Source organism: Rhizobium sp. CECT 9324 (assembly GCF_918741265.1).
GTDB lineage: Bacteria > Pseudomonadota > Alphaproteobacteria > Rhizobiales > Rhizobiaceae > Allorhizobium.
Window position 1 is genome coordinate 1 of record NZ_CAKKMZ010000003.1, and the last position, 26,141, is coordinate 26,141.

30 protein-coding genes are annotated in these 26,141 nt (G+C 57.5%); 10 read left to right on the forward strand and 20 right to left on the reverse strand.

What is annotated here, in order from left to right; genetic code table 11:
- Positions 1–187 precede the first annotated feature (187 nt).
- The 4 genes from LQ231_RS25760 (at position 188) to LQ231_RS25775 (ending at position 2,556) form a co-directional block, all read left to right on the forward strand.
- Entirely contained in the window at positions 188–892 is a 705-nt protein-coding gene (locus LQ231_RS25760; RefSeq protein WP_230175098.1) for a ParA family protein, read from the forward strand.
- A 76-nt stretch (positions 893–968) separates the two neighbouring features.
- Entirely contained in the window at positions 969–1,340 is a 372-nt protein-coding gene (locus tag LQ231_RS25765) for a hypothetical protein (RefSeq protein WP_230175099.1), read from the forward strand.
- Positions 1,337–1,759 carry a hypothetical protein gene (locus LQ231_RS25770; protein ID WP_230175100.1) on the forward strand — a complete coding sequence of 141 codons (423 nt, stop codon included), beginning with the start codon at positions 1,337–1,339 and terminating at the stop codon, positions 1,757–1,759. The genes LQ231_RS25765 and LQ231_RS25770 overlap by 4 nt, the downstream gene beginning before the upstream one ends.
- Positions 1,760–1,941: 182 nt before the next feature.
- Entirely contained in the window at positions 1,942–2,556 is a 615-nt protein-coding gene (locus tag LQ231_RS25775; protein ID WP_230175101.1) for a helix-turn-helix transcriptional regulator, read from the forward strand.
- A gap of 49 nt (positions 2,557–2,605) precedes the next feature.
- Here LQ231_RS25775 and repC (LQ231_RS25780) read toward each other — a convergent pair whose 3' ends face one another.
- The 15 genes from repC (LQ231_RS25780) to LQ231_RS25850 all read right to left on the reverse strand — a co-directional run bounded on the left by repC (LQ231_RS25780) (position 2,606) and on the right by LQ231_RS25850 (position 18,604).
- On the reverse strand, positions 2,606–3,844 hold the full coding sequence (repC, locus tag LQ231_RS25780; protein WP_230175102.1) for a plasmid replication protein RepC: 1,239 nt from the start codon (positions 3,842–3,844) through the stop codon (positions 2,606–2,608).
- Positions 3,845–4,035: 191 nt separating this feature from the next.
- Positions 4,036–5,049, reverse strand: coding sequence for a plasmid partitioning protein RepB (gene repB / locus LQ231_RS25785; protein ID WP_230175103.1), 1,014 nt, complete (start codon positions 5,047–5,049; stop codon positions 4,036–4,038).
- A complete protein-coding gene (gene repA / locus LQ231_RS25790) occupies positions 5,046–6,260 on the reverse strand; it encodes a plasmid partitioning protein RepA (protein ID WP_102022175.1) in 1,215 nt (404 codons plus the stop codon). Before repA ends, repB begins: the two co-directional genes overlap by 4 nt.
- Positions 6,261–6,486: 226 nt before the next feature.
- Entirely contained in the window at positions 6,487–7,356 is an 870-nt protein-coding gene (locus tag LQ231_RS25795) for a zincin-like metallopeptidase domain-containing protein (RefSeq protein ID WP_230175104.1), read from the reverse strand.
- 221 nt (positions 7,357–7,577) lie between these two features.
- Positions 7,578–8,642, reverse strand: coding sequence for a Fic family protein (locus LQ231_RS25800; RefSeq protein WP_230175105.1), 1,065 nt, complete (start codon positions 8,640–8,642; stop codon positions 7,578–7,580).
- Between the two features lie 65 nt (positions 8,643–8,707).
- Positions 8,708–8,914: an antitoxin VbhA family protein gene (locus LQ231_RS25805; protein WP_102022172.1), complete on the reverse strand. Its 207-nt coding sequence runs from the start codon at positions 8,912–8,914 to the stop codon at positions 8,708–8,710.
- 119 nt (positions 8,915–9,033) lie between these two features.
- Positions 9,034–9,366, reverse strand: coding sequence for a DUF736 family protein (locus LQ231_RS25810; RefSeq protein ID WP_230175107.1), 333 nt, complete (start codon positions 9,364–9,366; stop codon positions 9,034–9,036).
- 395 nt (positions 9,367–9,761) lie between these two features.
- Positions 9,762–10,268: a thermonuclease family protein gene (locus tag LQ231_RS25815; protein ID WP_356637656.1), complete on the reverse strand. Its 507-nt coding sequence runs from the start codon at positions 10,266–10,268 to the stop codon at positions 9,762–9,764.
- Positions 10,265–11,545, reverse strand: coding sequence for a plasmid replication protein RepC (repC, locus tag LQ231_RS25820; RefSeq protein WP_230175109.1), 1,281 nt, complete (start codon positions 11,543–11,545; stop codon positions 10,265–10,267). The genes LQ231_RS25815 and repC (LQ231_RS25820) overlap by 4 nt, the downstream gene beginning before the upstream one ends.
- Before the next feature lie 584 nt (positions 11,546–12,129).
- Positions 12,130–12,309 carry a hypothetical protein gene (locus tag LQ231_RS25825; RefSeq protein WP_230175111.1) on the reverse strand — a complete coding sequence of 60 codons (180 nt, stop codon included), beginning with the start codon at positions 12,307–12,309 and terminating at the stop codon, positions 12,130–12,132.
- A gap of 68 nt (positions 12,310–12,377) precedes the next feature.
- A complete protein-coding gene (locus LQ231_RS25830) occupies positions 12,378–14,306 on the reverse strand; it encodes a ParB/RepB/Spo0J family partition protein (RefSeq protein ID WP_230175113.1) in 1,929 nt (642 codons plus the stop codon).
- Positions 14,307–14,990: 684 nt separating this feature from the next.
- Positions 14,991–15,197 carry a hypothetical protein gene (locus LQ231_RS25835; protein ID WP_230175115.1) on the reverse strand — a complete coding sequence of 69 codons (207 nt, stop codon included), beginning with the start codon at positions 15,195–15,197 and terminating at the stop codon, positions 14,991–14,993.
- A 133-nt stretch (positions 15,198–15,330) separates the two neighbouring features.
- Positions 15,331–15,528: a hypothetical protein gene (locus LQ231_RS25840; protein ID WP_230175117.1), complete on the reverse strand. Its 198-nt coding sequence runs from the start codon at positions 15,526–15,528 to the stop codon at positions 15,331–15,333.
- 447 nt (positions 15,529–15,975) lie between these two features.
- The gene (locus tag LQ231_RS25845) at positions 15,976–16,998 is read right to left on the reverse strand and encodes a dienelactone hydrolase-related enzyme (protein WP_230175120.1); all 1,023 of its coding nucleotides are present in this window, start codon (positions 16,996–16,998) and stop codon (positions 15,976–15,978) included.
- A complete protein-coding gene (locus tag LQ231_RS25850) occupies positions 16,988–18,604 on the reverse strand; it encodes a hypothetical protein (protein WP_230175122.1) in 1,617 nt (538 codons plus the stop codon). Before LQ231_RS25850 ends, LQ231_RS25845 begins: the two co-directional genes overlap by 11 nt.
- Before the next feature lie 201 nt (positions 18,605–18,805).
- On the opposite strand from LQ231_RS25850, the gene LQ231_RS25855 reads away from it, so the two are divergent.
- On the forward strand, positions 18,806–19,069 hold the full coding sequence (locus tag LQ231_RS25855; protein ID WP_230175124.1) for a hypothetical protein: 264 nt from the start codon (positions 18,806–18,808) through the stop codon (positions 19,067–19,069).
- A 180-nt stretch (positions 19,070–19,249) separates the two neighbouring features.
- On the opposite strand, the gene LQ231_RS25860 is transcribed toward LQ231_RS25855, so the two are convergent.
- The 3 genes from LQ231_RS25860 to LQ231_RS25870 form a co-directional block, all read right to left on the reverse strand.
- A complete protein-coding gene (locus LQ231_RS25860; protein ID WP_230175126.1) occupies positions 19,250–19,462 on the reverse strand; it encodes a hypothetical protein in 213 nt (70 codons plus the stop codon).
- A 139-nt stretch (positions 19,463–19,601) separates the two neighbouring features.
- A complete protein-coding gene (locus tag LQ231_RS25865; RefSeq protein WP_230175127.1) occupies positions 19,602–20,600 on the reverse strand; it encodes a hypothetical protein in 999 nt (332 codons plus the stop codon).
- Complete coding sequence (locus tag LQ231_RS25870) at positions 20,597–21,052, reverse strand: DUF3846 domain-containing protein (RefSeq protein ID WP_230175128.1); 456 nt, start codon at positions 21,050–21,052, stop codon at positions 20,597–20,599. The genes LQ231_RS25865 and LQ231_RS25870 overlap by 4 nt, the downstream gene beginning before the upstream one ends.
- A 724-nt stretch (positions 21,053–21,776) precedes the next feature.
- Here LQ231_RS25870 and LQ231_RS25875 point away from each other — a divergent pair.
- Together LQ231_RS25875 and LQ231_RS25880 are read left to right on the forward strand one after the other, a co-directional pair.
- Positions 21,777–22,265, forward strand: a complete 489-nt coding sequence (locus LQ231_RS25875; RefSeq protein WP_230175129.1) for a helix-turn-helix transcriptional regulator — start codon at positions 21,777–21,779, stop codon at positions 22,263–22,265.
- A gap of 368 nt (positions 22,266–22,633) precedes the next feature.
- The gene (locus LQ231_RS25880) at positions 22,634–22,975 is read left to right on the forward strand and encodes a hypothetical protein (RefSeq protein WP_148169290.1); all 342 of its coding nucleotides are present in this window, start codon (positions 22,634–22,636) and stop codon (positions 22,973–22,975) included.
- On the opposite strand, the gene LQ231_RS25885 is transcribed toward LQ231_RS25880, so the two are convergent.
- A complete protein-coding gene (locus tag LQ231_RS25885; RefSeq protein ID WP_148169289.1) occupies positions 22,969–23,316 on the reverse strand; it encodes a hypothetical protein in 348 nt (115 codons plus the stop codon). The genes LQ231_RS25880 and LQ231_RS25885 overlap by 7 nt on opposite strands.
- 177 nt (positions 23,317–23,493) lie before the next feature.
- Between LQ231_RS25885 and umuD the strand changes: the two genes are divergently transcribed.
- Together umuD and LQ231_RS25895 are read left to right on the forward strand one after the other, a co-directional pair.
- Entirely contained in the window at positions 23,494–23,925 is a 432-nt protein-coding gene (gene umuD / locus LQ231_RS25890; protein ID WP_230175130.1) for a translesion error-prone DNA polymerase V autoproteolytic subunit, read from the forward strand.
- Positions 23,922–25,193 (forward strand): Y-family DNA polymerase, encoded by a 1,272-nt coding sequence (locus LQ231_RS25895; RefSeq protein WP_148169288.1) that lies wholly within the window; start codon positions 23,922–23,924, stop codon positions 25,191–25,193. The genes umuD and LQ231_RS25895 overlap by 4 nt, the downstream gene beginning before the upstream one ends.
- Before the next feature lie 27 nt (positions 25,194–25,220).
- Here the strand turns inward: LQ231_RS25895 and LQ231_RS25900 are convergent, their stop codons facing one another.
- Entirely contained in the window at positions 25,221–25,388 is a 168-nt protein-coding gene (locus LQ231_RS25900; RefSeq protein ID WP_230175223.1) for a hypothetical protein, read from the reverse strand.
- 268 nt (positions 25,389–25,656) lie between these two features.
- Between LQ231_RS25900 and LQ231_RS25905 the strand changes: the two genes are divergently transcribed.
- Positions 25,657–25,884: a hypothetical protein gene (locus tag LQ231_RS25905; RefSeq protein WP_230175131.1), complete on the forward strand. Its 228-nt coding sequence runs from the start codon at positions 25,657–25,659 to the stop codon at positions 25,882–25,884.
- Positions 25,885–26,141: the final 257 nt, after the last annotated feature.

The following is a 26,141-nucleotide window of genomic DNA, read 5'->3' on the forward strand; positions in this document are numbered from 1 at the left end:
AACTCGTGTGGTTTAATCGATGTTCTAAAGCGAGTGTCCACACGCCTGTTTTGATCTTAACCTGCGTGTGTTCGCATGTTAGGTTTGCTTCGATGTGAAGATCTTAACGACGATACTGATGTGCCGATCGAACACACGTCGGATCGCTAGGGGGCGGGGGAACCATTAGTCTTGAGAGGATCGTGCAATGGCAATTTGCATATCGCTGGTAAGCGGTAAGGGTGGAGCGGGCAAGACAACCGCCGTAATCCTGGTCGCTGGAGAATATGCGCTTCATGGTAAGCAAGTGCTCCTGGTCGATGCGGATGGCCGGCAAAACCTGAATGAGTGGTGGTCGCGTTCCGAGGCTAAAGACAACAGGCCAGACGGCATTGAGCTTCGCACGGCGGTAACCAACGCATCACTTCAGCATATTCTGGAGAACGAAACCGCCGGGTTTGACGTCGTGCTGATCGACTCGCCCGGTCAAGACACTGTGCTACGGGACACGATCATCGCCGGCTCGCAGATCGTTATGACGCCGATCCAGCCAAACCAAGACGAGATCCTTGCTGCTGGCCAGGCAGCAATGGACGTGGCTGACACCTGCGATCGTACCGGGCGAAACATTCCACATCTCAACTTCAGAACCCGGATTACTCTCCCGGGACGTTCACTGGAAGCCTACCGCCTGATACGCCCCTTCATCGCAAACTTGCAGGAACAGGGATATGATTCATACCTCTTGGACACTGAGCTTTATGAGCGAAACCCATACCGCGACATCAGACTTGGATATGGGACGCTGCAAATGCTGGACCTAAGCGACTCAGTCAAAAAGGCCCGCAGCGAGGTCATGGCCTTGATGCAAGAAATTGAACGTTTCCTGCCGAACGAGCAGAAGAGGTCGTAAGATGGCTAAAGGGACTTCCAGCATATCTGATTTTCCCGTTGCACCGCGACGGTCCCGGGGGGATGTACCCAATCCAATGTCGCAGCCGGCTATAGTCAACGAAGCAGAAAACGCGTTCGCCAGCCATCAACCGGACGAGGTCGCTGTCGAAGAAGCTCCCGCTCAGGTACCAGCCGTTCAGGTGCCCCCAAGATCAAGTTTGATTTTGCCCTCACCGGAGGCTCGCCGGGAGAGAGCGACGAACAAGTCGTTGGAGCGTGAGGCGTCCAGAATACGACTGCAGGAGCTCAAGCAGAACAAGGCGCGCGAGAGCAAGCACTTCGTCAATTGCCCTCTTGATTACGACACCAAGAAACGCTTGGAGCGCGCTGCCTCTGAAAACGACTTAAAAATGACGGTAATCGTCAAGGCCGCAATCGACCAGTTCCTGAAGGATAATGGTTATTGATCCTCGACCTTCGATTTCTGGCCGGGGTGGCCGTCGGCACCACCCTTGGCTTCTTGATCAACCCTGAAGCAGCGGAGAAGGCAGGGATCGACATTCAGTCCATAAAGAGGACTATGCCTGTTATTGGTTCTTCTCCAGCCGAGCCGGTCAAACAAGCTGATTGGCCAACCAACGAACACGCGAAACGGGAGCTGTTCCGGTTTGCGATGTGGGACTTTGAGACATTTGGGCCGAAGTCTGAGATTTTGATCACAAGGTGCATCAGCATCGACCAGCTTTCATTGGCATGCGAAATGCGCGTGAAGCTGAGCTGGATCTCCGAAGAAAGAACGGTCGAAGGCGATTTTCAATCCAGCGCCCGCAGCTGGAACCTGATCGCTGCGAAAGCCGTGAACAGGAATGCTCCCACTGGATCTTGAGGTGATGGACAACGCGCCCTGAGTTGCGGATTTTATATCGAGGAGATCAGCATCCTGGCATTCATTCCCCCCACTTTTGTTAGGGCTTTGTAACTGGCGCGCAGGATGACAGTGCCTTAATGGCACGTTATGGTGCGTGATATCTGCCACAGGCGGATTTGGGGACTGAGGGAATACCGACTGTGCGGAATCTATCCGACTATATCAAATCAAGGGAACTGGTTGAGACTACAGATCCAGATTTCCAGAGACCCTTGTACCGCAAGGAGGGATTCGACGGCATAGTCAGCTTCGGCGAGATCGACGCAAAACTTTCCGCATTCCTACTCGACGAACGCGCGAAAACTGGTCTGACCCAGAGTGATTTCGCGACCCTGGCTGGTCTCGCTCGAGTGGTCTACAGCCGCTACGAACTGAACATTTCGCGACTGACTGTCTCTCGAATGATTCACCTTTCCGAGCTCCTTGGGTTCCTGCCGATGCAGATGATTCATGCCGCAGCACCTCATCTCTACGGTAAAAATCCTGAAGAGGCCGATGATCGTGTTGAACTCTTCAGACTCATTCACGACCTCCCGCATGACACCATACGCAGTTTGATCGGTATAGTTGGCCAACTGACGCCTAAGGATGTTCTTGAAGCTCGGCAAAAAGCGGAAGCGGAGGCCGAAGCAAAAGCTGAGGCCGAACGCCAACGACTGACTAGAAAAGCGGCGAGAGTCAGCAGGAAAGGCCGTCCCCCTGGCCGGCCACCAGGTCGAAAATCATCCAAGGTCGATACCCCGACAGACGATTGAAGAACGAAAAGGGCCGTCAAGTGATGGCCATTTAGGAACGCGTCGTCCCTCACCCCGTTTTCCGATCGCTGTTCGCATTTGCACGCATCAGCGACATCAGCATCGGTCCCAGTCCGAACTCCCCTCCCCTCGCCCGGCGCGTGAGATCGCGGAGATATCCACCTGCCGAGTTTATATGCCCTGCCCTCTCCAAGATTGCAGCCATCGCAACTGCGGCGTTCTCCGGCCCCATCACCTCGCAAGCCTCCTGGTAAGCCGACGGGCTAACACCAAGCATTGATCGTACCACCACCGCGGCGCCCATCAGCTCGCGCCAATGGGAGATCGTGCCGCCGGGCCCGTAGTCCGAAATCTGCGGGCAGGCTTTCAGGACCATCGACAGCGGGAACGCCTTCATCTGTTCCGGCTTTGCCAACGGCTGAGCAACCGCTTTGGGTGCTACTTCCAGCTCGACGGCTCCGCCCTGCTCTTTTCCAGAGCTAGGTTCAAGTTCATAGATGGATTCGGGTTTTGAATTCTGTATGTGGCAGCCATTTTGAACAGCATTGCCGTCCATATTTTGAGAATCTAACTGATTTTCCAGAAGGTTGAGGATTTCGGTGCGCAAAAGCTGCATCTCGTCGAGGATTGCCTCCACCTGGCGACGGTCAGGATTGCGGGGAAGTCGGCTGATAATGCCGACATACATGTCTTCGATGGCTTCCCAGTCGCCGTCAGCCCCCTCCTCCATCGCGGCGGAAATTAGCTTGCGTACATCACGCCGGCAGATAGTCAGCGCCTCTTTAGTTCGTCTGAACTGCAGGCGCTCAGCAGCGACTTCCTGTGCCAGTGCTGCAAGTTCCGCAGCGCGAGCCAAAAGTGGAGAAAGATCGAATCCAAAGGCCTGCTCGATATCGCCACCCTTGTCACGGTGAGCGTAGCGCTTGCCGTTCGGACTATCCTTGCGCTGGATGAGCCCGGCTTCGACCAAGGCAGCCAAATGCCGCCGCAAGGTCGTTCCGGTAATGCCGTGCGCTCTGACAGACAGCTGGGCATTGGATGGAAAGACCACCAATCCACTATCGCAGTTGAGCTCGCTCTCTGGATAAAACGTCAGCAATGCGTCCAGCACAGTCAGCGCCCTGTCCTGGAGGCCAAGGCGTTCACGGGCCTCACAGGCGTCGCGAAACACTTTCCATTTTTCGACCGGGCGGTTTGGTTTCGTCTCGGACGTCTGGAGCTGCCTCTTTACAAGAGCAAGCACAGCCGGCCGCCGCCCAAAGGGCGTCGTCACATTTCCCGTCTGCATATTCCTTCACCTTTCTTCAGGCAAAAGAAATCCGCTCACCAAAACGATGCCAAAGACTCTTGACTGGGATTCATGGAAATGCGATTCTCGATCTTGCTAGGAATTGAGAGAGGCTTCCATGACGGAAACGTTTTGGGGGCCTTTTTCTTTTGTCGCGGTCTCTCCTCTTGACCAATTAACGAGTGTCTCGATCACACCTCTTGGTGAGTTGGATCGGAATGATTGTTGTATTCGTTTAGAAGATCAGGCATTCGGTCCGCCAGCCAGCGCGCGAAAGCGCGTTCCTGCTTCGGGATTGAGACCGTAGTTCCAGCCGAATTACTCTTCATGCGGCCAAAAACTCGGTCACCCACGGCGAAGTCAACAATCTCTTGAGTTGGTTCCGCAGTCACTTTGTCGGCTGCAGCACTTGCAGCTCGTATCGCTTGAGCAATACGGCTGGAGCTGTCAGCGCCTCGAAACTCGACCGTGTTGATTATCTTGCGAACACGTGCTGCGCTGCTCGGATCTTTCAGCAACTCGGCAAATGCGGTCCATTTCGGTCGACCAACTCCTTTTGCTCTACCGATCGCAAGAATGATGTCTTCGGGAACCGCCTCCGTCACTCGAAACAGATGCGATATTGCCGCTTCTGAAGTTCCCAAGATTGGGCACATGGCGCGATGGGAAAGGCCAGCACTTTTGAGCTGTACTGCCCACATTGCCTGCTCGATCCAGGTCAGGTTTTCCCGAACACCATTCTCAAGCGATTGCTCTTCAATCAATTGCCGATCGGAAAGCTCTCGAACATACGCTCGAATCTTTATGGTCTCCGGTCGATCCGCTTCTGTCATTATGGCCTTGATCGCCGCCCATCGACGGTACCCGTAGGCAAGCTGATAGTGATCCGGTTTCGCCGGATGCGGCCGAACGAGAACCGGAATTTTTTGGCCTTCGCTTGCGATAGAAACCTTAAGCGCCTCGAGCTCTTTGGCCGCATCTTCGTCGTTGCCAAAGCGATCTCTATAGGGGGAGCGGTCGATACGGTCAGGATCGAGTGAAATGACACTATCTTCGGTGAGCTGTGTCAGTGCTCGACCCACATTGGAAATGACAGGTGAAGAGTGCCGCCGCGCCAGCGAGTGCTTGTCAGACGCGTCCGACACCACAGTAGATTCTGTCCGGTTTTCGGCGGCCGCCATTCGCTGAAGGATGCTTTTCTTCATGTGCTACGCCCCCAAACTTTGTGAACGAGGTCGAGGATTTCGGAGTTAACTCGATCAGCGCTCTCAATTGCACGCTTCAACGCTTCACGACCGACCTCGCCCGACTCAAGCTCGTATAGGGTCTTCTTCGCTACCGCTGCACCGGCGATTGCCGTCGATTCGAGCGCCTCCGCAACGAGTACATCATCACCAAACAACCGGCGCATGACTCCAGACATGTACTTCTGGGGCCCGTCATTCGGGTTCACGCGAGTGAGCAGGAAACGGAAAAAGTCATGCTCAAATTTAGCTCCAAACTGCCCCAGAACTTCCGATAGATCGGAGATCATGATCAGGAACTGATTGCACGATGCAACGTCGAGCATCGCCGGATGAACGGTAATGATTAAGGACGTGGCTGCGTAAAGAGCGGCGAGCGTCGAGTATCCAAGGGACGGTGGGGTGTCGATGATCACGATATCGTATCGATCATCGACACGGGCCAGGGCGCTGCTTAACCGCTCGAAAAACAAACCCAAGTCATCTCTGGTTTTCGAGGTCAGATAGGATGGGGTATCAAACTCAAAATCCATTAGCTCCAGATTTCCAGGAACTAGATCGACACCCGGGAAATAGGTTGGCCGGATCACTTCAGCGAGCGGCCGCCTCTCATTGTCATATCGAATGGCTGCATAGGCTGTCTGGTTCTCGCCGAGATCGAACTCGGGCTGAATACCAAATAGCGCAGTCATCGATGCTTGCGGATCAAGATCCAGACACAGGACCCGATAACCCTGAAGCCCTAGAAAATGTGCGAGATGGATAGAAGTGGTTGTCTTGGAACTACCACCTTTAAAATTGGCCGTAGCAATTACCTGAAGCTTTTCCCCTTTGCGACGATGCGGGAGCAGCTCGCCAGCTTCGTCCGGACGAAGTTCGGCCAAGAATGCCCTCAGTTCCTTGACCTGTTCTATCGTGTAGGTTCGCCTATTGTTTTCTGCACGCTCGGGCAAAGGCCCCTTCCCTTCCAGCGTCAACTGGCGAAGAGTACTTTCCGGAACCTTGAGTAACCGCACCAGGTCCAGGGTTGAGAATGTCCGGCCAAATGTTTTCTGCGCAGAGGGTGGATAGACAGCCTCACGCATATCGTTCAGCTCCGCAGAGAGTTTCGAGGTGTAGACCCCGATCTTCGACGCAGTGTCTCTGACGCTCTGAGAAGCTGGCTGCAACATTCAATCCTCTTGACGGTTCTGACCACTTTACGAGATCATTTCCGTCAGAGATGCCAGACTGACTCCGATTCTTCAAGGCGTTTTTCGTTAACAAGAAGTTAACGCATCGAGGTGCCCGACTTTACAGTTGTAAAGTTTTTGGTCGATACGCATCAAGGATGCCCGAGTTTACAATTGTAAAGTTTTGGGTCGATGCGCATGAGGCCCGACAGTTATGCCAGGGGCCCTACCCTGTAGAAGAGCTGAACTGTCGCAGATAGTCAGCGACTGCCTGAGCCTTTGCGGCGGCAGTGATTACTGCACGTGAATCCTGCTTGAGCACCTTGAGCCAGTTTTCAACGTAAGTCGCGGTGTTGTCTCGCGGATCATGCTCGATACCAAGATCGGCGCAGACGAACGCGGCTGAGATCTCGGCAACAAGCTCCTCCATGGCGTAGGCCTCACTGCCGAACCGCCCACTCAGGTCACGGCCCAAACGTGCCTTTGCACCACTCCAATGAGAAATTTCATGAAGAACAGTGCTGTAAAGGTGAATCTCGCTGAGGAACCGCCCCCGATCCGGAATCAGAATGTCATCGAGACCAGGGCGATAACAAGCCTGCTTGCCGCCGTAGGTGATCTTCGCGCCAGTGCGATCTATGAAGGATTCGACGTTTTCGAGGACTGGAACGGCATCCATTGGCACATCATCGGCCGGGCTCTTGAAGCGGTCAGGCAGGTTATCGATCTGCTCGACGTTGAAGACAGCGTAGCCCTTGAGATAGGGGACTGCGCGATCGTCCGCCTCCTGATCCTTCGGCGTGAAGGTGCCGTACTTGACGACGAGGGTTCCTTGTTCGCCCTTGCGGACCTGAGCGCCAAGCTCCTGAGCCTGCCGGTAAGTCATCCATGTGTTTTCGTCGTAGCCGGCGAGTTGCCCGGAGAGCCAAAGCATGACCACGTTGATGCCGCGATAGGCTTCGCCGGAGGCACGCAGCGGCGTAGCCGACCTGCGAACATTTCCGCGCCATGGCCGGATCCAAGGCTTGGTGCCGGCCTCGAGCTGCTGGATGATGGTGTCGGTGATCCGCTGGTAGGTGTCCTTTACGCTCTGCATTGCCGTCTCCTGTTCTTTGGTTGACGGCAAAGATCCGAAGATAGCGAAACGAGCCCATGCACCCGTAGGGCCGCAACGGAGTGTAGGACCGCGCAAGCGGTTGAATGGGTGAGGGGCTATCGTAGTTTGTCCGTCAAACCATCCAACGGACAGGAGAGGGCGCTGAGCGTAGGCACCCCGGCCGACGATACGGGCCCTCACTGCAGCGACAGGGCCGCAGATCAGCGCTCTCGGTCGTCTTGGTCGCGGTTTCGCTGGCGATCGGCAAGCTGCTGCGCTTCGATAGCCTTAAGCTCGGCATTGATGTGCTGCGACTGAGGCTCTTGGGCCTTTTGCTGACCTGGCTGCGAATGGGCATCTTGGACCTGTTCCGGCCGACCCAGAGTCTTGAAATCAGATCGAGCGGTGAACTTAACTTCCTCGTCGTCAGGAGGCATCCGCTCGGGGAGATCAGCACGGTCTACGACCACAATCCCCTTTTCGGTCACGAGGCTCGCTACTCGATTGTCATGGCCGAGAACCTGCCCTTCGATCACTTCGCCCGGGCGGGCCGTGCGGATATTGAGCTCGAACGGTTTCTCGCCAGCCTGCTCAAGATCGGACATGGCACTGCGGATCGCCTCGCGGCGGTTAGGATCCATTGCATCCTGGATGAGGTGCTTCATCGCAGGACTGGACGGATCATTCGTGGTCTCAATGGATGCCTCGACCATGCGAGGTTTGGTGATGACGGTCAGATCGATGTCATGCCCATAGGTGCGGCCCAATGAGACCACCAGAGCTTCGTTTGCTCTTCCATTGCCTTCGCGAAAGGCATGAACATAGTTCAACTCAGATAGGACGTGAGCGGCCTTCTCGGCGAACTGCTCAGGTGTGGCGGCTCGCAAGCCCTGAACGTCTCTAGCAGGCCTCAGCGCCTCGTTGAGACCCATTTCGATGCGCGAGCCGGGGAGGAAAGTCGTATCGCCCTTCGAAAGCCCGCCTACCGGCTCTACCCGATGCCCATCGACGACAGGACTTTCATTGCGCGTGTGTCCTGCCCATTCATAGATATCTTGAAAGATGTAGCCGTGCAGAGCCTTCAGATGCGCTGCGTCGTGATTACCGGTAGGGCCTTTTCCCTCGGCCAGCTCCGTGATCCTTGAGTCCGTAATCGCGTACTCGGCTTCGCGCAATTCTGAATAGCTCCTGATATTGAGCTTGTTCTTCAGAACATCCTTGTAATCCTCATCCTCTGACGTGTTGGGATAGGTGTAGGAGCCTTTGGCTTCATCATCGCGGGCCAAGCGAAACCTCATGCAAAAAGGCCGCCTGAGTTCACAGGCGGCCGCTATAAATGTCTAGGTGATGATCAAGGCCGCTTGAATCGGGCCAGCATCTCTTGGCGCATTTCCTCGGAAGTGATGTCCCCAGCGACGTAGCGGGCCTTCGCTTCTTCCAATACCGGGTCACCGGTGTAACCCTGCCGCATATTCGCAGCGCGTGCCTGATCTGAAGCCTTCTTCCGTGCTGCAACAGCTTCCGGAGAGCGATCGGGGCGAGGGGCATGAACGTTCATTGGCAGAGCCTCCAGTTACTGTTCAACTTAGCACAAAAAGAGCCGAATATCCAGCGAATGCGGGGTAATCGGCTCTTTTATCGTGGGAGCCCGATCAGAGATCGGGCCTCCCAGAGCGATCAATCGCGGGGTTCCCATTCGATAATAGCCTGCAGCGCCAGGTCATCTTGGCCGGGGTAGCGGCCCAAGTTGGCGTTGAAGCCGAGGCGCTTGATGGAGAGGGTGTAGTACGGCTTCCCTTCTCCGCTGGTCTTCTTCCAGATGCCGCCAACTTCGATGTCGTGGCCGCGAGGTGACTTGGCATAGACGCGATGCGTCGGAGCCTTTTCGTTGGTGGAGTCGAAAGGTGTAACCTTGATGTCCAGGTCCCGGTCGATGGTGGAGATGAGGCCGGTTCCTTTGGCATTGTCGATGTCGTTTTTGTCGAACTGGATGAAGTTGGTCATGCTCATGTTAATCACTCCTCTATGGTGGTTGCGATGATCGTTCATAAGGCACGGCGAAAAGCGGTGCGCACTGTAGGCCGGAGCGCAGCGAAGGAGGCTGGACGGGGACAAATTTTGTTTCGCGAGGAAGCCGAAGGCGGGGAAAACTTGGAGACGAACGGCTTTGCGCCAACCGCGTCGCCGTGCGAACGGGCATCAAGAGCAACCACTTTGGAGGTGTGGGGCCTGAGCGCTTGCAGCAATACGTCACCTCGACAAATGGGACATCGGCACAGGTCAAGGGCGGGATTGTGCTGAATGCAGCCGAACCAGCAGCCTGAAACAAGAGGCTGGGGTAACCAAGAGTTCCACCAAAACATGAGATCTCGCCATCTGTTGCCCATATGAGCGCCGCCAGTCGTTCAGTTGCCGGAATGGCTGCGGCGATAGGAGGAGGGTGATTCAACCTGAGCGCCCCACAAGCCCTGGCCTCGCTGTCGGGCACTTGCCTCGGCGCGGCGATACTGGTCCAGATCGATCGGGTGGGATCTTGGCAGATACCGCAACAGGAGGCTGGCTTGGCCCGCCTTCACCATTTCAAGGCCAATATCCGAGTTGTCGATGAAGCACTGGCCGACAAGGCGTTTGTACTGGTCTCGATCGACTTCAATGCAGCGGACATGCTTGCCATCGATCATGCGGGCGAGGAAGCGACGTGCCTCAATCCCGCAATTCCATATCACACCGTTTTTGGTGCCGGTCTGATCCCGCTCACAGGCGTCAATGGCCGCGATACGGATCCTCTGTTGGCGAACGCTGAAGGTGTCACCGTCGATCACTCGCGCTCGGCCTGAATAGTCGGCCGCTGCAGAAGACGCGGTGAACAGAAGCACGGCCAGCGCGGCTCCAACCAAGCGAGTTTCTATCACGAGTGTGCCTCCATTGAGTTGCGGGCTGCCAGCCCAAATACGGAGCGGTTCAGATGAAGGTCTCCGCTCGCGGCGCGGTCGGTCATGGCCCGCAAATACCCGCCCGGCGAGCTGATCTCGGCCCGCGTGTATTTCTCAAACGTCAGAGCGATCGCAACAGCTGCCGCCTGCTGCCCCATTCGCTCCACGGCCCGCTGGCGCGCATCCTCGGACACTCCAGCGATGCGGCAAAGTTTGGGAGCGATCCGGTCCAGGTCCGCCCAACTACGCGGGGGCTGGTAGCCATATTCGGCAAGGCTTGGCGTAGCCCGCCACACATCCTTCAGCGCCACAAGTGAAGGCCGCACTTGCAGTTGCCTATTGCTTTGGCGCGAACGGCTCCCCAGGCTTTCTTCAAAAGCCCTCTTGCTGGCGGAGCCAGCCCCTAGCGAACTGAATTGTTCGGCGGTAGCCGAACGCCGTTCATCATTACGAGCTTCAAAAGGTTTCGGGCTTGTAATCTGTATGTGCATGTCGTTTTCGACATCCGTGCATGTTATATTTGCATCTATGTCGGAAGCTTGCGGGGTCCGATTCACGTTGCGCAGTCGGTCGGCAAGCCACTCCAAAAGCATTGTGGCCTTCCGAAGGGCGTGAGCCGGCGCGTGCCTGACTGATCCGATGAAGGCCGCGATCTTCTCAACACGGGACCCGATCCGCCCGAGAATGACTTCGCTTCGTCCGGTTGAGGACACGAGAGCATACCTCGCGGCACGCAGAGCGTCCCGGAAGCGACGCGCTGCGTTGTCGCGAACTCGAATCTCTTCCCGCTTCTGGCGCACCAGCTGATCAAGTTCATGGTACCGAGCGATCAGGACGCGCAGATCAATGCCGCAGGCGTCGGCAATATCTCCTTCGCCGTCCCGGATCGGGTAGCGCTTGAAATTCGCGCTGTCCTGCATGGTGACGAGGCCGAGGTCGTACAAGCGCGAGAGAATACGGCTTATGCGTCCCGGTGACTTGTTGATGTCATAGCCAAGCTGCCTGTTCGACTTGTAGACGATCGGGCGCCCTCCTTTATCGAAGGCGTCAGCCTTGGCGGTCGTTATGATGGCTTCCAGCAACGCGTATTCTGCAGTCGTGATCATCCCGATTGTCATCAGGTTCTTGGCAAGCACCGCCAGCTGCCCACGCGTCACCGTTCCGACTTCCGTTGACTGCGCCAGTCGCCGGAAGTCGGCTCGCTCCTTCGTCATTCTGCGACCTGTCGGCCGCTTTTGTTGTGTGGGTTCCCCCATCGTCCGTCTCCTGTCAGAGGCCAGACAAAGCTCCGCCGTTCACCGAAAAGGTGTTTTGATTATTGACATAGGAGGGGAGGTCTGCGAGAACGATCTTGCTTATATTTTCGAACTGCAGACCGCTTCCGGATCTTTCGGGAGCGGTTTTTCTTTTCTGGGCCGGGTGCGATCTCCAAAAAACTGTTAAAATGCGCGAGTCGGAATCGGTTTAGGTTCCGCCCGATTGCGATTAGTAACCTGAGATACCGAATTGATGCAAGTTGTCACATTTCCGCGTTGCTTTGCCGATTCAGCTGACATCTGAAATAGCGCTTAAATTTCAATTTTTTAGCGCACTTATCCGCGCCTTCCCTCTCTTCGCGCCTAAAACTGGAACGTTTTCAGAGTATGAATTATCCCCCTTTATTGTTGGGGAAATTCAACAGGGTGGGGAGGAGAGTTTGAGAGGAGGGGGCGAGGGCCTCCTCTCAACAAGCGGCCTGATCTGCCACCCCCGGATACGTTTCTGCCTCCCAGGCACCTGCGAAAGCGCCCGCATTGGCTCGATGCCAAGGCGAGCGCTAAAGTGCGATCTTGAAGCAGGCTCAGCCGCGCTGAGCAGCATCCTCAAGATAGGTGGGCGGTAGATCGAAGGCCTTTAGCGCTGCATCGAGTGCTTTTTGCACATCATCCCAATCAACATGCTCCGGCTCGCTCAGGTAGGCGTTGATTAGCTGACAGCAGCTTTCGGCGGCAAGGGTCGGATCAGGTTCGGAATCGAGCATGGCTTATCCTCTGGAATAGGGGAGCCGGTCACGCTGGAGGACGTGACCGGGGACAAGCAGCGGCGGGATTATTCCGCTGCCATCGGGAACGAGTGTTCGTTCTTTTCCTCAGAGGTTTCAGCCTCACCCTCTGCGTTGGGGTCTGACCCGATCCGAACGTGAGGCGGAAGCCAACCGCTGTCCTTGATGGACTTGGCGGCATACTCCGCAGCCTCGCCCTTCTTCATGTTGCAGACACCGGCGGCGAAATCCGCGCCACGCACCTCGGCAACAACGGCTTGAATGGTCGGTCTGTTGACATGGCTGAAATAGCTTTCCGCCGTAGTCTCAAACCAGTCACGCATGTCCACGTTCAATGCGCGGCCCATCTGGTCGGCATGTGCCAGCGCTTGGCTGCGACTGCTGAACTTCTTCTCGACCGCATTGACGGAATGGGCGGCGGCATAGGCCAGAAGCTGCAACAATTCGCTTTGCGATTGATCCATCAGCCATTCCCAAAGGTCAGCAGGATCGCCGGGAAGCCGGTGCCCATAGTTTTCCTCAAGGCTTCCCCACGCCTCAAGGGCCTTGTTTTCGGCGGGACGCTTCATCGAACCGTCCAGCACTTCACGAGTGACAGAGATTTCAAGCGCGCTCTGGTGGCCGGGAATGCCCCATGCCGTGCGATACTGCACTTTGAGCAACATCGCGTGGACGACCGCCACAAGCGCAACATCGGGATTGTTCGCCAGCTCGACACGAAGCGCCACCGTCTTCTGAGCGGTCAGGTCTTCAATCAAAGCCGCTGAATGGGTCAGCCCCGTAGATTTCGAAGCGCCGTCAGCTTCCTCGTTCGCCCCGCCTTGCTTCCCTTCCGTGGCCTCGGCCTTCTTCTTGTCCTCGTCGCGGACAAGACCTCTCAGCACCGACAACTTGCCCCAATGGTCGATTGTGACGATTGCCCCTGCCATTGCGAGGTCTTCGCTGCGATAGGCTTCTTCGCGCTTCTGCAGGACGGCGATTTCCTGCTCGACGGCGGACAAGGCGGCCTCTGCACCTTCATCCTCCTGATCCGCATCGATCTGCTCCGCCAGTTCGTCATAACGCTCGGTCAGTGCGTCAATCTTGGCTTGATCATCGTCGTTGAGGTCTATGCGCTGCGGGTAAACCCGGGCCATCTGGTAGATGTTATCCGGCTGCTGAGGGCACCACTCCACCCATTTCCAGCCTTCGGCCTTCACGGTTTCTGCCTCGGCCTCCAACTTCTCGGCAACCAGCTTTTCCAGCAAGCCGCTATCGCACGCAAACCCGCCTCCCTGCTCGGCGAACAGATCGCGGCGCACAAGACCGCCGGCCGCCTCATAGGCTTCTAGACCTCCGATCAGCGCCAACCGTTTGTCGCTTGCGGGGACTTCATCTGCTGCTAGACGGCGCCTGATCGTGTGGGCGCTACGATCCCATGAGGGGAGGGCATTCCAAACCTCTTCCTGTCGAGCGTGATCGTCGGTGATGGTGAAGGCGGCAAGCTGCTCAAAGGTCATGTCCTCGGCGCGGAACGCGGCGAACAGGACCGGGGAAACCTTCGCCAGCGCGAGGCGGCGGTTGACGATGATTTCGGTTGTCCCAAAACGGGCGGCGATGTCCTTGATGGACTTGCCCTCATCGAACAACGCTTTGAAGGCCTCGAACTGGTCGGCAGGGTGCATGGCCTCCCGCATGACGTTCTCGGTCAGGCTCAATTCCGTTGCCTCACCCGCCTCCCGGACAATGACATTCACAGCGTAGTCAGCCGTGATCTCGCCCCGTTCGGCCAGAAGATTGAGAGCAGCTAGGCGGCGACCGCCAGCCGTCACAAGGTATCTCCCCTTGGATGCCTTGCGCACCACAAGGTTTTGAATGACGCCATTGGCGAGGATCGACGCCGACAGGCTCTCGATGCTCTCCTTGGTGTAAGTCTTGCGGACGTTCTTCGGGTCTGCGTCCAGCTTGTTCAGTGCTATCGAGATGATGTCGCTCATGGTTCCTTGCTCCAGTTTTTCCCGTTTCCCTTGGGAGCAAGCCCCGCTAGTGGGCGAAGCCTCTGCCTTCGTTCTCGAAGGATGTGCCCCCACATCCGGCGGAACGAAGGGAGAGGGCATGAGCCCGCTCCCGTTAGGACGCCGATCGGGTCATGGGGCGGGAGGAAGGAAAAAAGGAAGGTTTGCCGGCCTGACGGCGAAAGCCGTTTTTCCTGACGAGCGACAGCGCTTGCGCGCTTGCCCATTGGCGCGATCGGCGACCTATCGTAAGAGCGGTACAGGGCAGGGTAGATGGGCGGCCGATCCCGGCCGTTCCTTACGGATGCGAACCGGCGACGTCGGTTCTCCGTCTTCTGATCCAGGTTATAACACGATGGATCTGCCCGCTGCGCTCCGAGTGATGGGCGCTCCGCTCCTCGGGCAGCTCTCCATTTCAACTAGATTCAACGTGTCGATAGCGACGGCTGGCCGCTCGGCTCGGATCGATCGGCGCCAGTCCGAGATCCGAGGCACACAATGAAGAACATCGGAGCTTTCAGCATAGCGCCGCCCCTCCTTCAGGGGCGGGAAAGCGGGAATTTTCGACACGGTTTTGACGGAAATACGGAAGCCGCAGGAGGCTTAGCATAGCGCCGCGAAGCGGAAGCCGGGACCGACTTCCCCCGCCAAAACCGTTCCTTGCCTCTACAGCCTGGGCGTTGCATCCATGATGTAGTGGGCAATCTGAAACAGCTGCTCAACAGTCGCAGCCAGGTCAGCAGAGGCTTGCTGAATCTCTGGCGGTTGGGACGGATCGCCGGCGAGAGCGCCAGCCTTGGCGATTATATCCTCGCAAGGATCTGCGATCCTGTGAATGAGCTTCAACAGCTCCTGGGCGGTTGCCTGAGCCACCAGTGCCTGTCCTACGTCGTTTCCGTGCATCTAAACCCTATGGAGCAAGCTGACTGAGGTCCAGAGGCTTCCTAAGCGGGTTCGGGATCACGACGGAGAGGCTGCACCCTGCATGGCAGGATGCAGCCGTACCTCACTGAGGCTTGTTGTCGTTTCCGGCCTTACCATTGAGCTCGAATTGATAGCTGAATTCTACCTTGGCAATGAGCGGAAGCATCACGGCGATGGAGAACCGAAGTTGACCCTTGTGGGACAACTTCGCGATTTGCCTGTTGATGAACTGGCGAAGGCGACGCCCGGTTTTCTGGCAGAAGGTTACGAGCGTTTTCATCAGAGGTTCCTCCTTAGTGGTTGTGCGTAATCGCGAAGCTCGAATACGGCTGGAACCGCCGAGTGCATCGCACAGCGATCGCAACGGAGCGAAGCGGAGAGGAGAACCCTTTAGGGTTGCACGCCAAGGCGGGGCCTGACGTATCGTGCGCAGCATTAGTTTACGTACGGCCACTAAGGAGCGGCCTGAAAACGCGGCCTTCGTAGCCCCGGCCGGCGCCTTTGCCTTCAACCGGCAAATCGTTATCCGGCCGCCAGGTCGGATCTCCATCGCCGTGATGCTGCAGCGGTGGTTGAGCTCGCGTCGACGCTACGACCACAGGCCTCAGTGAGCCGTCCCGCTTGCGGGGCGCGCCCGTCGTGAGGGGGAAGGGGAGTTTGAGGGGAGGGGCCGAAGGGGGTTCCCTCATTGCGGTTGGGTGCCGCTCGATGCGGCGCTCAAGCGCTCCTAAGCCTGGGCGGCCTCGCGCTTGCGCAACAGAAACCGCATCAGGCTCCATCCGGCTCTCAAGATGTAGGGTGGCCGCCCAAGAGAGTAGTGCCCGCAATTCAGCCGCAGCACGCTCAATCTGACACCGACACTTTCCAGCCGTTGTAGCAAGCGCTTTGACAGGTCCGGCAAAACAACCGTGTCCCTCGATGCCAGTATGACATGAAGCTCGAGGCCTGGCCGCGCCAGCCTGTCTGCATGGTTTTCGAGATTAAGTGGTGCCCAAGCTCTTTGCAGCTGGGCAAGCGTAAGATGCGGCTCCAGGCTCTTCCGGATCGATCGGGTTGCGCGCCCGGTCCATACCATTTCAGCAAGGCTTCCTGCCGTGAGGAAGAGAGACGCCCGCACAACAGCGGGCTCATGCGCCGCTACCAGTCCGGCAACCCACGATCCAAGGCTCATGCCGAGAACGGAAACATCCTGATAGCCCTCACACTTCAGCCAGCGGATAAGCTTCCGCCCATCCCATACCGCCTGCCTGAGAGCCTGGACTGTTCGGCCGAGATTGGCGCTGATCATGTAGTCGGCGTAGAGCGAGCCGGGCCGGCTCCGCTCGAAGTGATAGGGCATCGCTATCTCGATGACCGTAATCCCTCTGCTCGAAAGAAAACCAGCGATTTGGCGGTTCCGTCTTGTGGCGTTCCAGTGATGGAAGATCACCAATGCCCGATCGCGTTTTCCGCTCGCGGTGATCTTGGCCCACACGATGTTGTTTTCAGCAACATCGGTTGCAACGTCTGAAGGGAATGTCAGCCAGCCATCCCGCAGCTCGAAGCTATGATCGCTCGCATCAGGCGGCTCAAAAAAGCTCGGATCAACGGCGGACTTTTCCGCGAGAACGCAAAACCCCTCTAGCGTTTCAGCCGCCTCCACGCCGGGAAATACACGGTCGGCGTCCAGAATGAGGTCCGTGGTCTTCTTGGCCTCTTCGCCGCGTTGGGCTCGGCCCTCGTCCCAACGATCCAGCCAATTATGAAACATGGCTGTCGCCTCTTATCTCACGGGCACGCCAAGCAGACTCAAACGCCGGATCGAATAGACCATAGGTCGAAATGAGCGCGGTAACGATCAGCAAAACAGAGAAACCATCGAACGCGTCGATCAACATGTATGAGACGAAAAGCAAACCGATCACCGCAGACATCTTCCACAGGGGGGAACGAAGCCGCCGATCATCCCCCAAGCGGATTACTCCATACACAAAGACGCTGCAGGTCGAAAGCACGACGAGCAAGCTGCTGTAGTGTGTGGGCATGATGTAATCGAAGGTCCTATCACCATCGTCGTAATCTGCCAGCGCAGCCCAGACATCGCGGACCAGCCATGTCACGAAATCCGGGCCCTGTGATGCAAGATAGGCACTTTGTACCTTCATGCAGATGGCGGCAAGGACGACGAGCACGGAACATCTGAAGACCCCGCGCATGATCCGAAGACCTATTTCACTAGTGTCCGGCCAGGCTCTCTGCTCGCCAAGGAGTTCAGTTCCGCGTTTAAGCTTCCATAGATCATGAATGATCGTATGCAGCAGGATCAGGCCAGCGAACAGCAGGTAGAAGCTTGTGGACATGTAGAGATAGGCAAGGGCGGTAAATACGATTGCCGCCGGCGTCGATAGGATATCCGGCCTGATGATACCGATCGTCCCCCAGCTTGGGGCAAAATCCTGCGCTTGCTCAAGCAGAGGGATAAGCTGCACGCCGATCCATTGCACCACGCCCGCGAATAATATGCAGATCAGGAAAACTGCCCAATAGGTCTGTGAGTTGGCCTGCAAATGAAGCGTCCAGGCGTCGCCGCTTCTTACACGATCAGCCTCCGCCAGTAGCCTGAGCCGGCCATCATGCTTCCAGAAACCCAGAAGCTCGATGACGACGGCGAAAAACAGTGGCAACAGCACCATGAACAGGAAGGTCCAGTTCGGTGCCCAAAGGAAGCCAACCTGCTGCTCGATACCATCCGCGCGCACATAGGTGATGCTGTGGATCCCCAAAATGTAAGAGAGGAATCCGAGGGCGGACGAACCGGCGAAGATCCAGGCCGGCAAGTTCAGATGTGATCCGTGCGAGAAAATCGCCTCGGTCTTGATTGCCAAACCCCTTGGCCGCTTCGCTGGCATGGTTCGAAGGTCCACCGAGACGACGGGCGTTAGCGGAACCTGGGTTTTTTCTGGCGCTGACGTGTCCGGCACACGCAGGACAGTCGCAGTCGAGCTACCGGTCTTCTTTTGATCCCGCCGCCTGGCGGTCAGGCGCGCTTGGGCCGAGCTGAGCTCATTCAGCCAATCATTCGTCGCCTCGCGATCGTCGCAACCGAAGATGCGTGCCAGCCAGCGAATGTTGGCCGGGCTGATGCCTTTATCATTCTCCTGAAACCAAAGCTGGACGGTGCGAAGATCCACGCCGACACGGTTGGCGTCGATCTTTGAGATCGCATCCGCCAGCAGCTCCGGCGTCCACGGGCCTTGGGGAAAACCGTCTTCACCTAACAGGCGTCCGGCACCCGCAGCAGCCATTTTCTTGAACAGTTCCTTGAAATCGCTTCCATCCGCCGGCGGTGGAACAAAAATCTTACCGTTTTTTTCCAATGACTTACAGCCCAAGATTTCGTCTTGTTTCGTATCCTATCGTGCGTTGTGGACGATTTGATGGTCTGAGACGATCCCCAATGCAACTAGATCGTTGAGGCATCCGCCATGCTACTGTCGTCATCCAGTTCGCGTTCGTCCCGTGAAGCGATTGCCGCTCGATGCACCAAAACGGCTCCGGCATTGTCCACGTCTAGGAAAGTGGGCACGGAGATCGCAGCCAGTGCGACAGGAGAAGAACCCTCGCTTCGTGAGCTGATCGATCAGCATTCAGCGGCAGTTCAAGGGGGGAAAAAGGCGAAGGCGAGCCGCCAGGCAATCATCAATTATGAGCCAAAAGGCGACGGAGAAGCATATCTGAAGCTTACCTATCTGGCCGGCTATCTGATCGCGACCAGGAGCGCTTTGTCTATCCAAGAGCTGAAGTCGATTTCTGAGAACTCTGGCGCTCGCAGACGCCCCTGATGTTCCGATCCCGGCCCCTCTTTTGCGGCAGCAATCGGGCGGGAGGGGAGCCGAGGGGAGGGGCATGAGCTCCCTTCGGGCGAACCGCAGCTCGCTCGATGCGGCCAGGTTCGCAACGGCCAAAACGGTGAGGGGGCCGGCTCTTCCGAACCAACCCCGCAACAAACCGTCAGACCATTGTCAGCGCAATAGGCCCCATCGCTCGCCAAGGCTAGGCGGCGTTGGCGTGCCCGCCTCCTTCGTCATGGCGATGATAGCATTCTGTGAGAGCCCCTCGATCTCATAGCCAAAACCCTTGCGATGGATGGCTGCCTCTCCGACCTCACTCGCCTCCTTCTGGTTCGAGAAATAGGCTTTCACCAGCTGGCGGCGCTGCGCGTCGGCGGCACTCATGAAAGCGTTTGAGCCGTCTTCTTGGGTGTATAGATCCAGTCGGCGGCACTGCCGCCGAACATGGCGTCGCCTCGGCCGGAAAACTCCATGGCTGTAAAAATCTGCTCACTCATGTGGGGATCCTCTTTTCCCGGGCTGATCAAGCGGCGCTGTCGCCGCTGATCGATTTCAAGACACACTTGGCCGCATAGCGCCCAGCCTCGTTCAAGTTGCGCTGCCACGCCCCTTGCGACGGAGACCAGCGGAACCCGTGAGATTTCAGGGTGCGTCGCGTCTGCTCGTCCGGCTTGCCGGGAAAGAGCAACTGAATGCGGGCCATGTCAGTGTTTTCCTTGACCATGACGGCTCCTGCCTCCGTCTCGACGTCCTCCGCGCGGTCGCCGCGCTTCTTCATCGCAGCAAGCGAAGCGAGGCGGGATTGCATACGGCGCAGCTCGGCGCGGGTGTTGGTGGTGGAAAAGCCCCGTCGGTTCTGCCAAGGGGCAAGGGTAACGCCACGCGATGCCCTCTCCTCGTCCATTCCGGTTTCTGCTACCACGCGGGCGAGAATGTCGGCTTCGCTCGCCTGATCCTTCTCCATCCGGCGAATGATGACATTCGCCCGTTTCATCCGGTCAATGGACAGGGCCAGGTCTTCAATCCGCGAGGTAATGCGCTGCATGGCGGTCGGATCACTGGCTCGGATCGGCTCGTCATCGGCCCCATTGGGAAACGCCTTGCGCTTCACTGCCTTTTTCGCAGTCGCGATATGGGCCGAGACGTCAGCACGGCGGGCGTCTGAAACTCGCATCCGCTTTTCATTGCGGGCGACGGGAAAGCGGGCAGGTCCGGTGATAAACCAGTTCATGCAACGGCCTTCCGCTGCCCAATACTTGGCGGTGATCTCGACATGACGACGGGCAAACGCCTCTAGTTCAGCGTCCGGCAGGGGCAGTTTTGCTTGCTCCCACAGTTCCACCATGAAGGCGGCAAAACCGTTCAGGCGCTCTGCCAGCCCCTCCAGTTCGGACAGGGTGCGCCGCTCCGGAAAATGCGTGAGAGCATGGAAGCTATGTTCGATGTCCTTCGCCGCGATGGTCGCGGCATAGGTTCCGGCGAGAATGGACAGGGTGCGGTCCTCGACAACAGCGATGATCATCGGACTACCCCCGCCATGACGGTTGGGTGAGTGCGGGTGATGCGGGTCTGGAACCCGATCAAAGCGCCGCCCAGAATGACCCCATTGGGGGAATGCTCGTCTGCCTTGGCAAAGACCGGATCAAGAACCGGCTTGCAGACGTTCAGGCGGGCCGCTGCTTCTTCAATGCTGATCTGCGGCGGCAGGACATGCGAGCCGTCCAGACTGGCAAGAACAATTTTTCCGGTCAACGGCTGCGGGTAGCCGTCAAAGACGGTGAAGGCGGTCAAGCCGTCCCGCAAACCCTCCTCATCGACGATCAGAACGTGGTTCGTGTCGAATGGCACCACCTCGACAAGCTGGCATCCAATCAGCCCGTAGGTCTGAGAGAACGCGCTAGGTGCTGCGACCTCGGCGGCTTGAATGGTCCCGACTTCCGGGTCCAGCAGGTAAACGGTTGCGGTTGTGGTCATAGTTCTCACCCTTTCTCCAACTCCGCGAAGCGGTCTTCTCGTGCCCCTCGTGGGCAGGAGCCCCGCTCCTGTTCCCGAGTTCGCGCGGAGCAGCGGGGGAGAGGGTGGCAAGGGGATAAAAACGGAGGGGGTTCGCCCGCCCGAGGCAAAGCCGAAGGGGCGGCGCGTCAGCGGCGATCCTGCACGAAAGCGCGGCCTTAAGGCTGCGCGAAGGAAGGACGGGGAGACCGTTTTTTCCCCTTGTGAGGGAGAGGGGGCGGCGCTCCTCTTTCCCTCATCGAGAAGACAGACAGGACGCCTCCGGCGTCACTGCTTCATCGTGACGTAAACCGGACAAATCATCCTGATGCTGATGACTGTGAAGAGCTTTGGGAGAGTGGAGAGGCCGCCCCGATCAGGCGGGACGGCCTCCGCAGGCATGACAGATAAGGGCTAGAGATCTGCCATGACCTGACCTGATCAGCCGGCAATATGGGTCGATCGCGCGAGGCTGTAAATGTTCCGAACCAATTTATGCCCAAGATGCATGTGATGGAAGGCAAAGCCGCAGCGCAACCGATCGTCACCCGAATGGGCGGAGACAGTGCCTGCTGGCTCCGTGCCGAAGGCATAGAGCGGGGTCGCAAAGCGATGCGCCAAAGCAGCGATCCAGGGTAGACTTTCGAGGCACCATCTTTAATTGTCCCAGAGGAATAACGATTATTTTCCAGTGTGGTTGGTGGCAATGGCAGGTTTCGGACTCGAGCAGTGGGTAGACTATCTCGGACTTGAACGCGTTGACGATCCAAACAAAGATCATCCGGTTTATCGCAAACGGCTCGACGGAAAGATCATCGATCTCAGGCAACTGGATCGGCTTGTCGCGCAAAGGCTGCGTGACCTGCGAACCGATCGACAACTTGCGCAAGCCAAAGTCGCTATGCTGCTAGGGGTGAAGGAGGCTACCTACGCCCGCTACGAAAACGCCTCCTCCTTGATGACAGTCGGACGCCTGCTCCACGTTTTCGAAGTCCTGAATATCACCCCGGAAGAGTTCTTCGATCCTCTCGTCAACGAACAGCCCTCTCACTCCAAAGCCGAGTCACGCGAAGCCCTGAGAGACCAGCTGATGGAGGAAACGGTCGACCACCTGAAAAAGCTCGACGATACGACCTTGAAGATGGTGCATGACCTGGTGATCGCCATGGAGCCCCGGACGATCGGAAGGCAGTAAACGAATGGCGCGGCGAAAGCCGCGCCACAATACTAAGCGGGTTGGCTTTGGTTTCCGCCGCGCGCCGGCCGCCTTTGGCGAACAGCTGGCGCTTATGCGGCGTCCTTCTCCGGCCCTTCTGGCGAAGACACCGCTCGGATCGATCGGCGCCAGTCCGAGATCCGAGGAAGACAATGAAGAACATCGGAGCTTTCAGCATAGCGCCGACCCTCCTTAAGGGGCGGGAAAGCGGGAATTCTCGACACGGTTTTGATGGAAATAGGGAAGCCGCAGGAGGCTTAGCATAGCGCCGCGAAGCGGAAGCCGGGACCGACTTCCCCCGCCAAAACCGTTCCGTTAGATTCGACAGTGAGAGGAAAGGTGATCACATGACCAATGCTTTTGACCAGGCGCTGCAAAAGGCAACCGGCGGCTACCCAGTCGATACGCTGATCATAACCAGAAACGAGGATGTCGAACCCGAAGTGTCGATGTTCGTCCTCGATGCCGACAATCAGCTGCTTCAGGTCGCATATGACCCGGAGGGCGGTATCATATTCAAAACCGCTCAACAGGACGACTTGCTTTTCTCACGCCATCTCCTTGAGCGGATCGCGAAGATGCAGGTTTCGGCGGACCGAAGATGGAAAGAGCTTCAGCGTCATTGGGTGGACGACAAGGCGACCTGGGAGGGCTTTGAACATCTTCTCGATACACCAAATATTCAGTGAAGCGAGCGCGTCGGCTCCGGCAGCAGCTTTACCATCTGCTTCACGACCGTTCGCAATTTTCTCCAGTCTCGTAGGTCGCCTTCGTTTACGCGCTCCTGGATAGCCGTTAGGACCCATCCCACGCAGGCGATATCGTCTGCAGCGCGGTACTCGTCCGAGCGATGGAAGCAAGCGACGATGCCAGGCCGCGCGCCTTCCTCGGTCTTCGGAATCTGCGAAACGAGATCCTGCGCTTCTCGATAGGCATTTGCCACACGTTTGAGGTCGTCTGGCCCGGCTTGAGTAATCATGCCGACGGTCCACATCAGCGTATTTGACAGGTGTTCCACTTCGTCGGTCATGGCGATCCTTATTCCTCTCCATTGTGACAACGCATCAAAAAGCTAACACCCCGCAGACACTCGCGTCAGGTGCAAATCTGCAGATTAGGCTCGCGTCATGTTCCATCTTGACTTTCAGCGGTCCATGCGTTCCCTGTTTGTTCATTTCATTCCGTATCACGAAAGGAACAGTTTGAAATGCTTGCCGGCCTGAAAATCGAGGCAGAAGTCTATGTGCCTCTCATGCTCCACGGGTTATGCGCCGGCTTTCCGTCACCCGCAGATGACTACATCGAAGAATCGATTGACCTCACAAAGCTCCTGATTCGGAACCCGCCGGCGACGTTCTTGTGGAAGGTCGACGGCAACTCGATGCGCGACGCGGGAATCTTCCACGGGGATTTGATCGTGGTCGACCGCAGCCTGAGCCCGGTCGACGGCGATATTGTCGTAGCGACCGTACATGGCGAGCGGTCGTTGAAGCGGCTGCGCATGACGGGTGGTCGCCCGCGGCTGATGTTCGAGAATTCGGACATGCCGCTGTTCGACCTTCCGGAGATCGCAGAAGTCGAGATCTGGGGCGTGGCACTCTGCAACGTTCATTGGCTGCGACCGAGGAGAAAGGGATGACCTCCTTCGCGCTGATTGACGGCAACTCATTCTATTGCTCCTGCGAGCGCGTCTTCGACCCGTCGATAGCCAAGCGCCCTGTGATTGTCCTATCCAACAATGACGGTTGTGCAGTTGCCAGGACGGCGGAGGCCAAGGCGCTCGGCATTGGCATGGGAGAACCCTATTTCAAGATCCGTGACCTCTGTCGCGACAACGGCGTGGCGGTCTACTCCAGCAATTACACACTGTATGGCGACATGAGCGCCAGGCTGAACGCGATCTATCGGCAATGGTCTCCGGATGTTGAGGTCTACTCGATTGACGAGAGCTTCCTGAATATGACCGATATCCGGCCAGCCGATCGAGGAACCTTTGGCCGCGATCTGCGCTCCACAGTCCAACAATGGACGGGGATCCCGACTTGTGTCGGAATCGGCCCGACTAAGACGCTGGCGAAGTTCGCAAACCACATTGCCAAGAAGAACCCTGAACTTGGAGGCGTCTGCGATCTGACGGACGCAGCCATTCGGCATAGCTGGCTCGATCGCATCGAAGTTGGAGAGGTGTGGGGTGTTGGTGCCGCATCACAACGCAAGCTGTTCGGCCTCGGCATCGAGACGGCCGGCGATTTGTGTCGCATAGATGCACGCCTTGCACGCAGCCTCTTGAGCGTTGTTGGTGAGAGGACGGTCCTGGAGCTGCAGGGCATTTCGTGCCTGCCGCTTGAAGACGTGCCGCCACAACGGAAGGGCTGCGCCGTAACCCGATCCTTTGGAGCGCCAGTCACGGATCTTGCCGGAATGCTCGAGGCAGTCGCGGCCTATGCGATGAGGGCAGGGGAGAAGCTGCGCCGGCATGGCCTCGAGGCGACACATATGGCGGTCTTCATGCACACGTCGCGCTTCAACAGACAAGACAAACCGCACTCGGCACAGACTACAGTCCACTTCCCCGACGCTTCCAACGACACTTTCGACCTCATCCGGGCCGCTCAGAGCGGGGCGCGCAAGATATTTAGGGACGGCCATCGCTACGCGAAGGCCGGTATCATCATGAATGATCTGGTGCGGGCGGCGTCACAGCCACGGCCCCTGTTCGGCGCACGGGACCGTGACCAATCGGAACGGCTGATGACGGCGCTGGATTTGGTCAATGGGAAATTTGGACGCGGATCGCTGATCCCGGCCTCGGCCGGGATTAAGCGTGACTGGCAAGCAAAGTTTGACCGCCGATCGCCGCGATACACGACCAACATCAAAGAGTTGCCAGTCGCACTGGCAAGATGAGGTCTAGGCTGTAAGTGAGAAGCCGCCCTAGTGGGGCGGCTCGTTGCTGATCAACGCTTCGAAAGCGGCTTCTTCTCCGGCAAGCTTCGCTTCGGCCGTCGCCAGCTCGGCTGCGATCTGCTGGCGCTCTGCCGGGTCGATGGATGCTGCAAGTTCGGCACGCAGCTCGTTGATGTGGTCATAAGTGGTCATCATCAGCTCCTTTGATTGAAAACAAAGGCGGCGGACCGATAAGGGAGGGCTTGGGTCAACGACCGCCGAAGGCGGCCTTCGGGGCGTGGGGGAGCCGATTTCGTTGCGCAGCCGCGAAATTGGGGGCACCGCGCATCGTTGACGCAAGCGCTGCCTTATCGGTGGAATTGGCTGATGTTGAGAGAGAATATACCTCTCCGTATCGCACTTTTTTATGTACCTTCGGAACAGACACTGCAAGCGGGCGTTGTGGCCTGGGAGGGGCTAGGGAATGACTGACAATACAGCGATATTCAGAAAGCTTGCCTGCAGCGACATGGTTCGAAACGCGCTGCAGAATAATGCGTACCATCACCCAGTTGCCAATGATGATCTCTTTGGAACCCTACTAGAGCGCTTATCTGACGCGGAAAGCACGTCGGAGGTGAGGAGTTATTCGCCTGCTCGAAACGCGGGACTTGCGGATGGCGGTGCGACAACCCATATCGAGATTGTCTGACGCGGGCGCAAGCCTCCCCAGCTTCTGCGTCAGTCGTTCCCCCTCTGGAGGTCTAACCTTCACACCCTAAGGGCCGCGACTTTCGCTGGCCCTTTTTTCTTGCGCCAATTCCAGTCGGTCAACCGCACCTCGTCTCGACAACCAGCCCAATGCGGTACCTCTCCTGATCGTCAGGCGGTCCTCACGGAAGTCCCACGCCACCATATCGCTGGCCCCGCTTCAACGCACCGTTTTGTCGCTGGTCAGCCGCATGGCCT

Excerpts from the sequence above, each read along its gene's own strand:
- LQ231_RS25760 (WP_230175098.1), top strand. The coding sequence starts at position 188 with ATGGCAATTTGCATATCGCTGGTAAGCGGTAAGGGTGGAGCGGGCAAG.
- LQ231_RS25765 (WP_230175099.1), top strand. The coding sequence starts at position 969 with ATGTCGCAGCCGGCTATAGTCAACGAAGCAGAAAACGCGTTCGCCAGC.
- repC (WP_230175102.1), bottom strand. The coding sequence starts at position 3,844 with ATGCAGACGGGAAATGTGACGACGCCCTTTGGGCGGCGGCCGGCTGTG.
- repB (WP_230175103.1), bottom strand. The coding sequence starts at position 5,049 with ATGAAGAAAAGCATCCTTCAGCGAATGGCGGCCGCCGAAAACCGGACA.
- repA (WP_102022175.1), bottom strand. The coding sequence starts at position 6,260 with ATGTTGCAGCCAGCTTCTCAGAGCGTCAGAGACACTGCGTCGAAGATC.
- LQ231_RS25795 (WP_230175104.1), bottom strand. The coding sequence starts at position 7,356 with ATGCAGAGCGTAAAGGACACCTACCAGCGGATCACCGACACCATCATC.
- LQ231_RS25805 (WP_102022172.1), bottom strand. The coding sequence starts at position 8,914 with ATGAACGTTCATGCCCCTCGCCCCGATCGCTCTCCGGAAGCTGTTGCA.
- LQ231_RS25810 (WP_230175107.1), bottom strand. The coding sequence starts at position 9,366 with ATGAGCATGACCAACTTCATCCAGTTCGACAAAAACGACATCGACAAT.
- repC (WP_230175109.1), bottom strand. The coding sequence starts at position 11,545 with ATGGGGGAACCCACACAACAAAAGCGGCCGACAGGTCGCAGAATGACG.
- LQ231_RS25825 (WP_230175111.1), bottom strand. The coding sequence starts at position 12,309 with ATGCTCGATTCCGAACCTGATCCGACCCTTGCCGCCGAAAGCTGCTGT.
- LQ231_RS25830 (WP_230175113.1), bottom strand. The coding sequence starts at position 14,306 with ATGAGCGACATCATCTCGATAGCACTGAACAAGCTGGACGCAGACCCG.
- LQ231_RS25840 (WP_230175117.1), bottom strand. The coding sequence starts at position 15,528 with ATGAAAACGCTCGTAACCTTCTGCCAGAAAACCGGGCGTCGCCTTCGC.
- LQ231_RS25845 (WP_230175120.1), bottom strand. The coding sequence starts at position 16,998 with ATGTTTCATAATTGGCTGGATCGTTGGGACGAGGGCCGAGCCCAACGC.
- LQ231_RS25860 (WP_230175126.1), bottom strand. The coding sequence starts at position 19,462 with ATGAGTGCCGCCGACGCGCAGCGCCGCCAGCTGGTGAAAGCCTATTTC.
- LQ231_RS25865 (WP_230175127.1), bottom strand. The coding sequence starts at position 20,600 with ATGATCATCGCTGTTGTCGAGGACCGCACCCTGTCCATTCTCGCCGGA.
- LQ231_RS25870 (WP_230175128.1), bottom strand. The coding sequence starts at position 21,052 with ATGACCACAACCGCAACCGTTTACCTGCTGGACCCGGAAGTCGGGACC.
- LQ231_RS25875 (WP_230175129.1), top strand. The coding sequence starts at position 21,777 with ATGGCAGGTTTCGGACTCGAGCAGTGGGTAGACTATCTCGGACTTGAA.
- LQ231_RS25880 (WP_148169290.1), top strand. The coding sequence starts at position 22,634 with ATGACCAATGCTTTTGACCAGGCGCTGCAAAAGGCAACCGGCGGCTAC.
- LQ231_RS25885 (WP_148169289.1), bottom strand. The coding sequence starts at position 23,316 with ATGACCGACGAAGTGGAACACCTGTCAAATACGCTGATGTGGACCGTC.
- umuD (WP_230175130.1), top strand. The coding sequence starts at position 23,494 with ATGCTTGCCGGCCTGAAAATCGAGGCAGAAGTCTATGTGCCTCTCATG.
- LQ231_RS25895 (WP_148169288.1), top strand. The coding sequence starts at position 23,922 with ATGACCTCCTTCGCGCTGATTGACGGCAACTCATTCTATTGCTCCTGC.
- LQ231_RS25900 (WP_230175223.1), bottom strand. The coding sequence starts at position 25,388 with ATGATGACCACTTATGACCACATCAACGAGCTGCGTGCCGAACTTGCA.
- LQ231_RS25905 (WP_230175131.1), top strand. The coding sequence starts at position 25,657 with ATGACTGACAATACAGCGATATTCAGAAAGCTTGCCTGCAGCGACATG.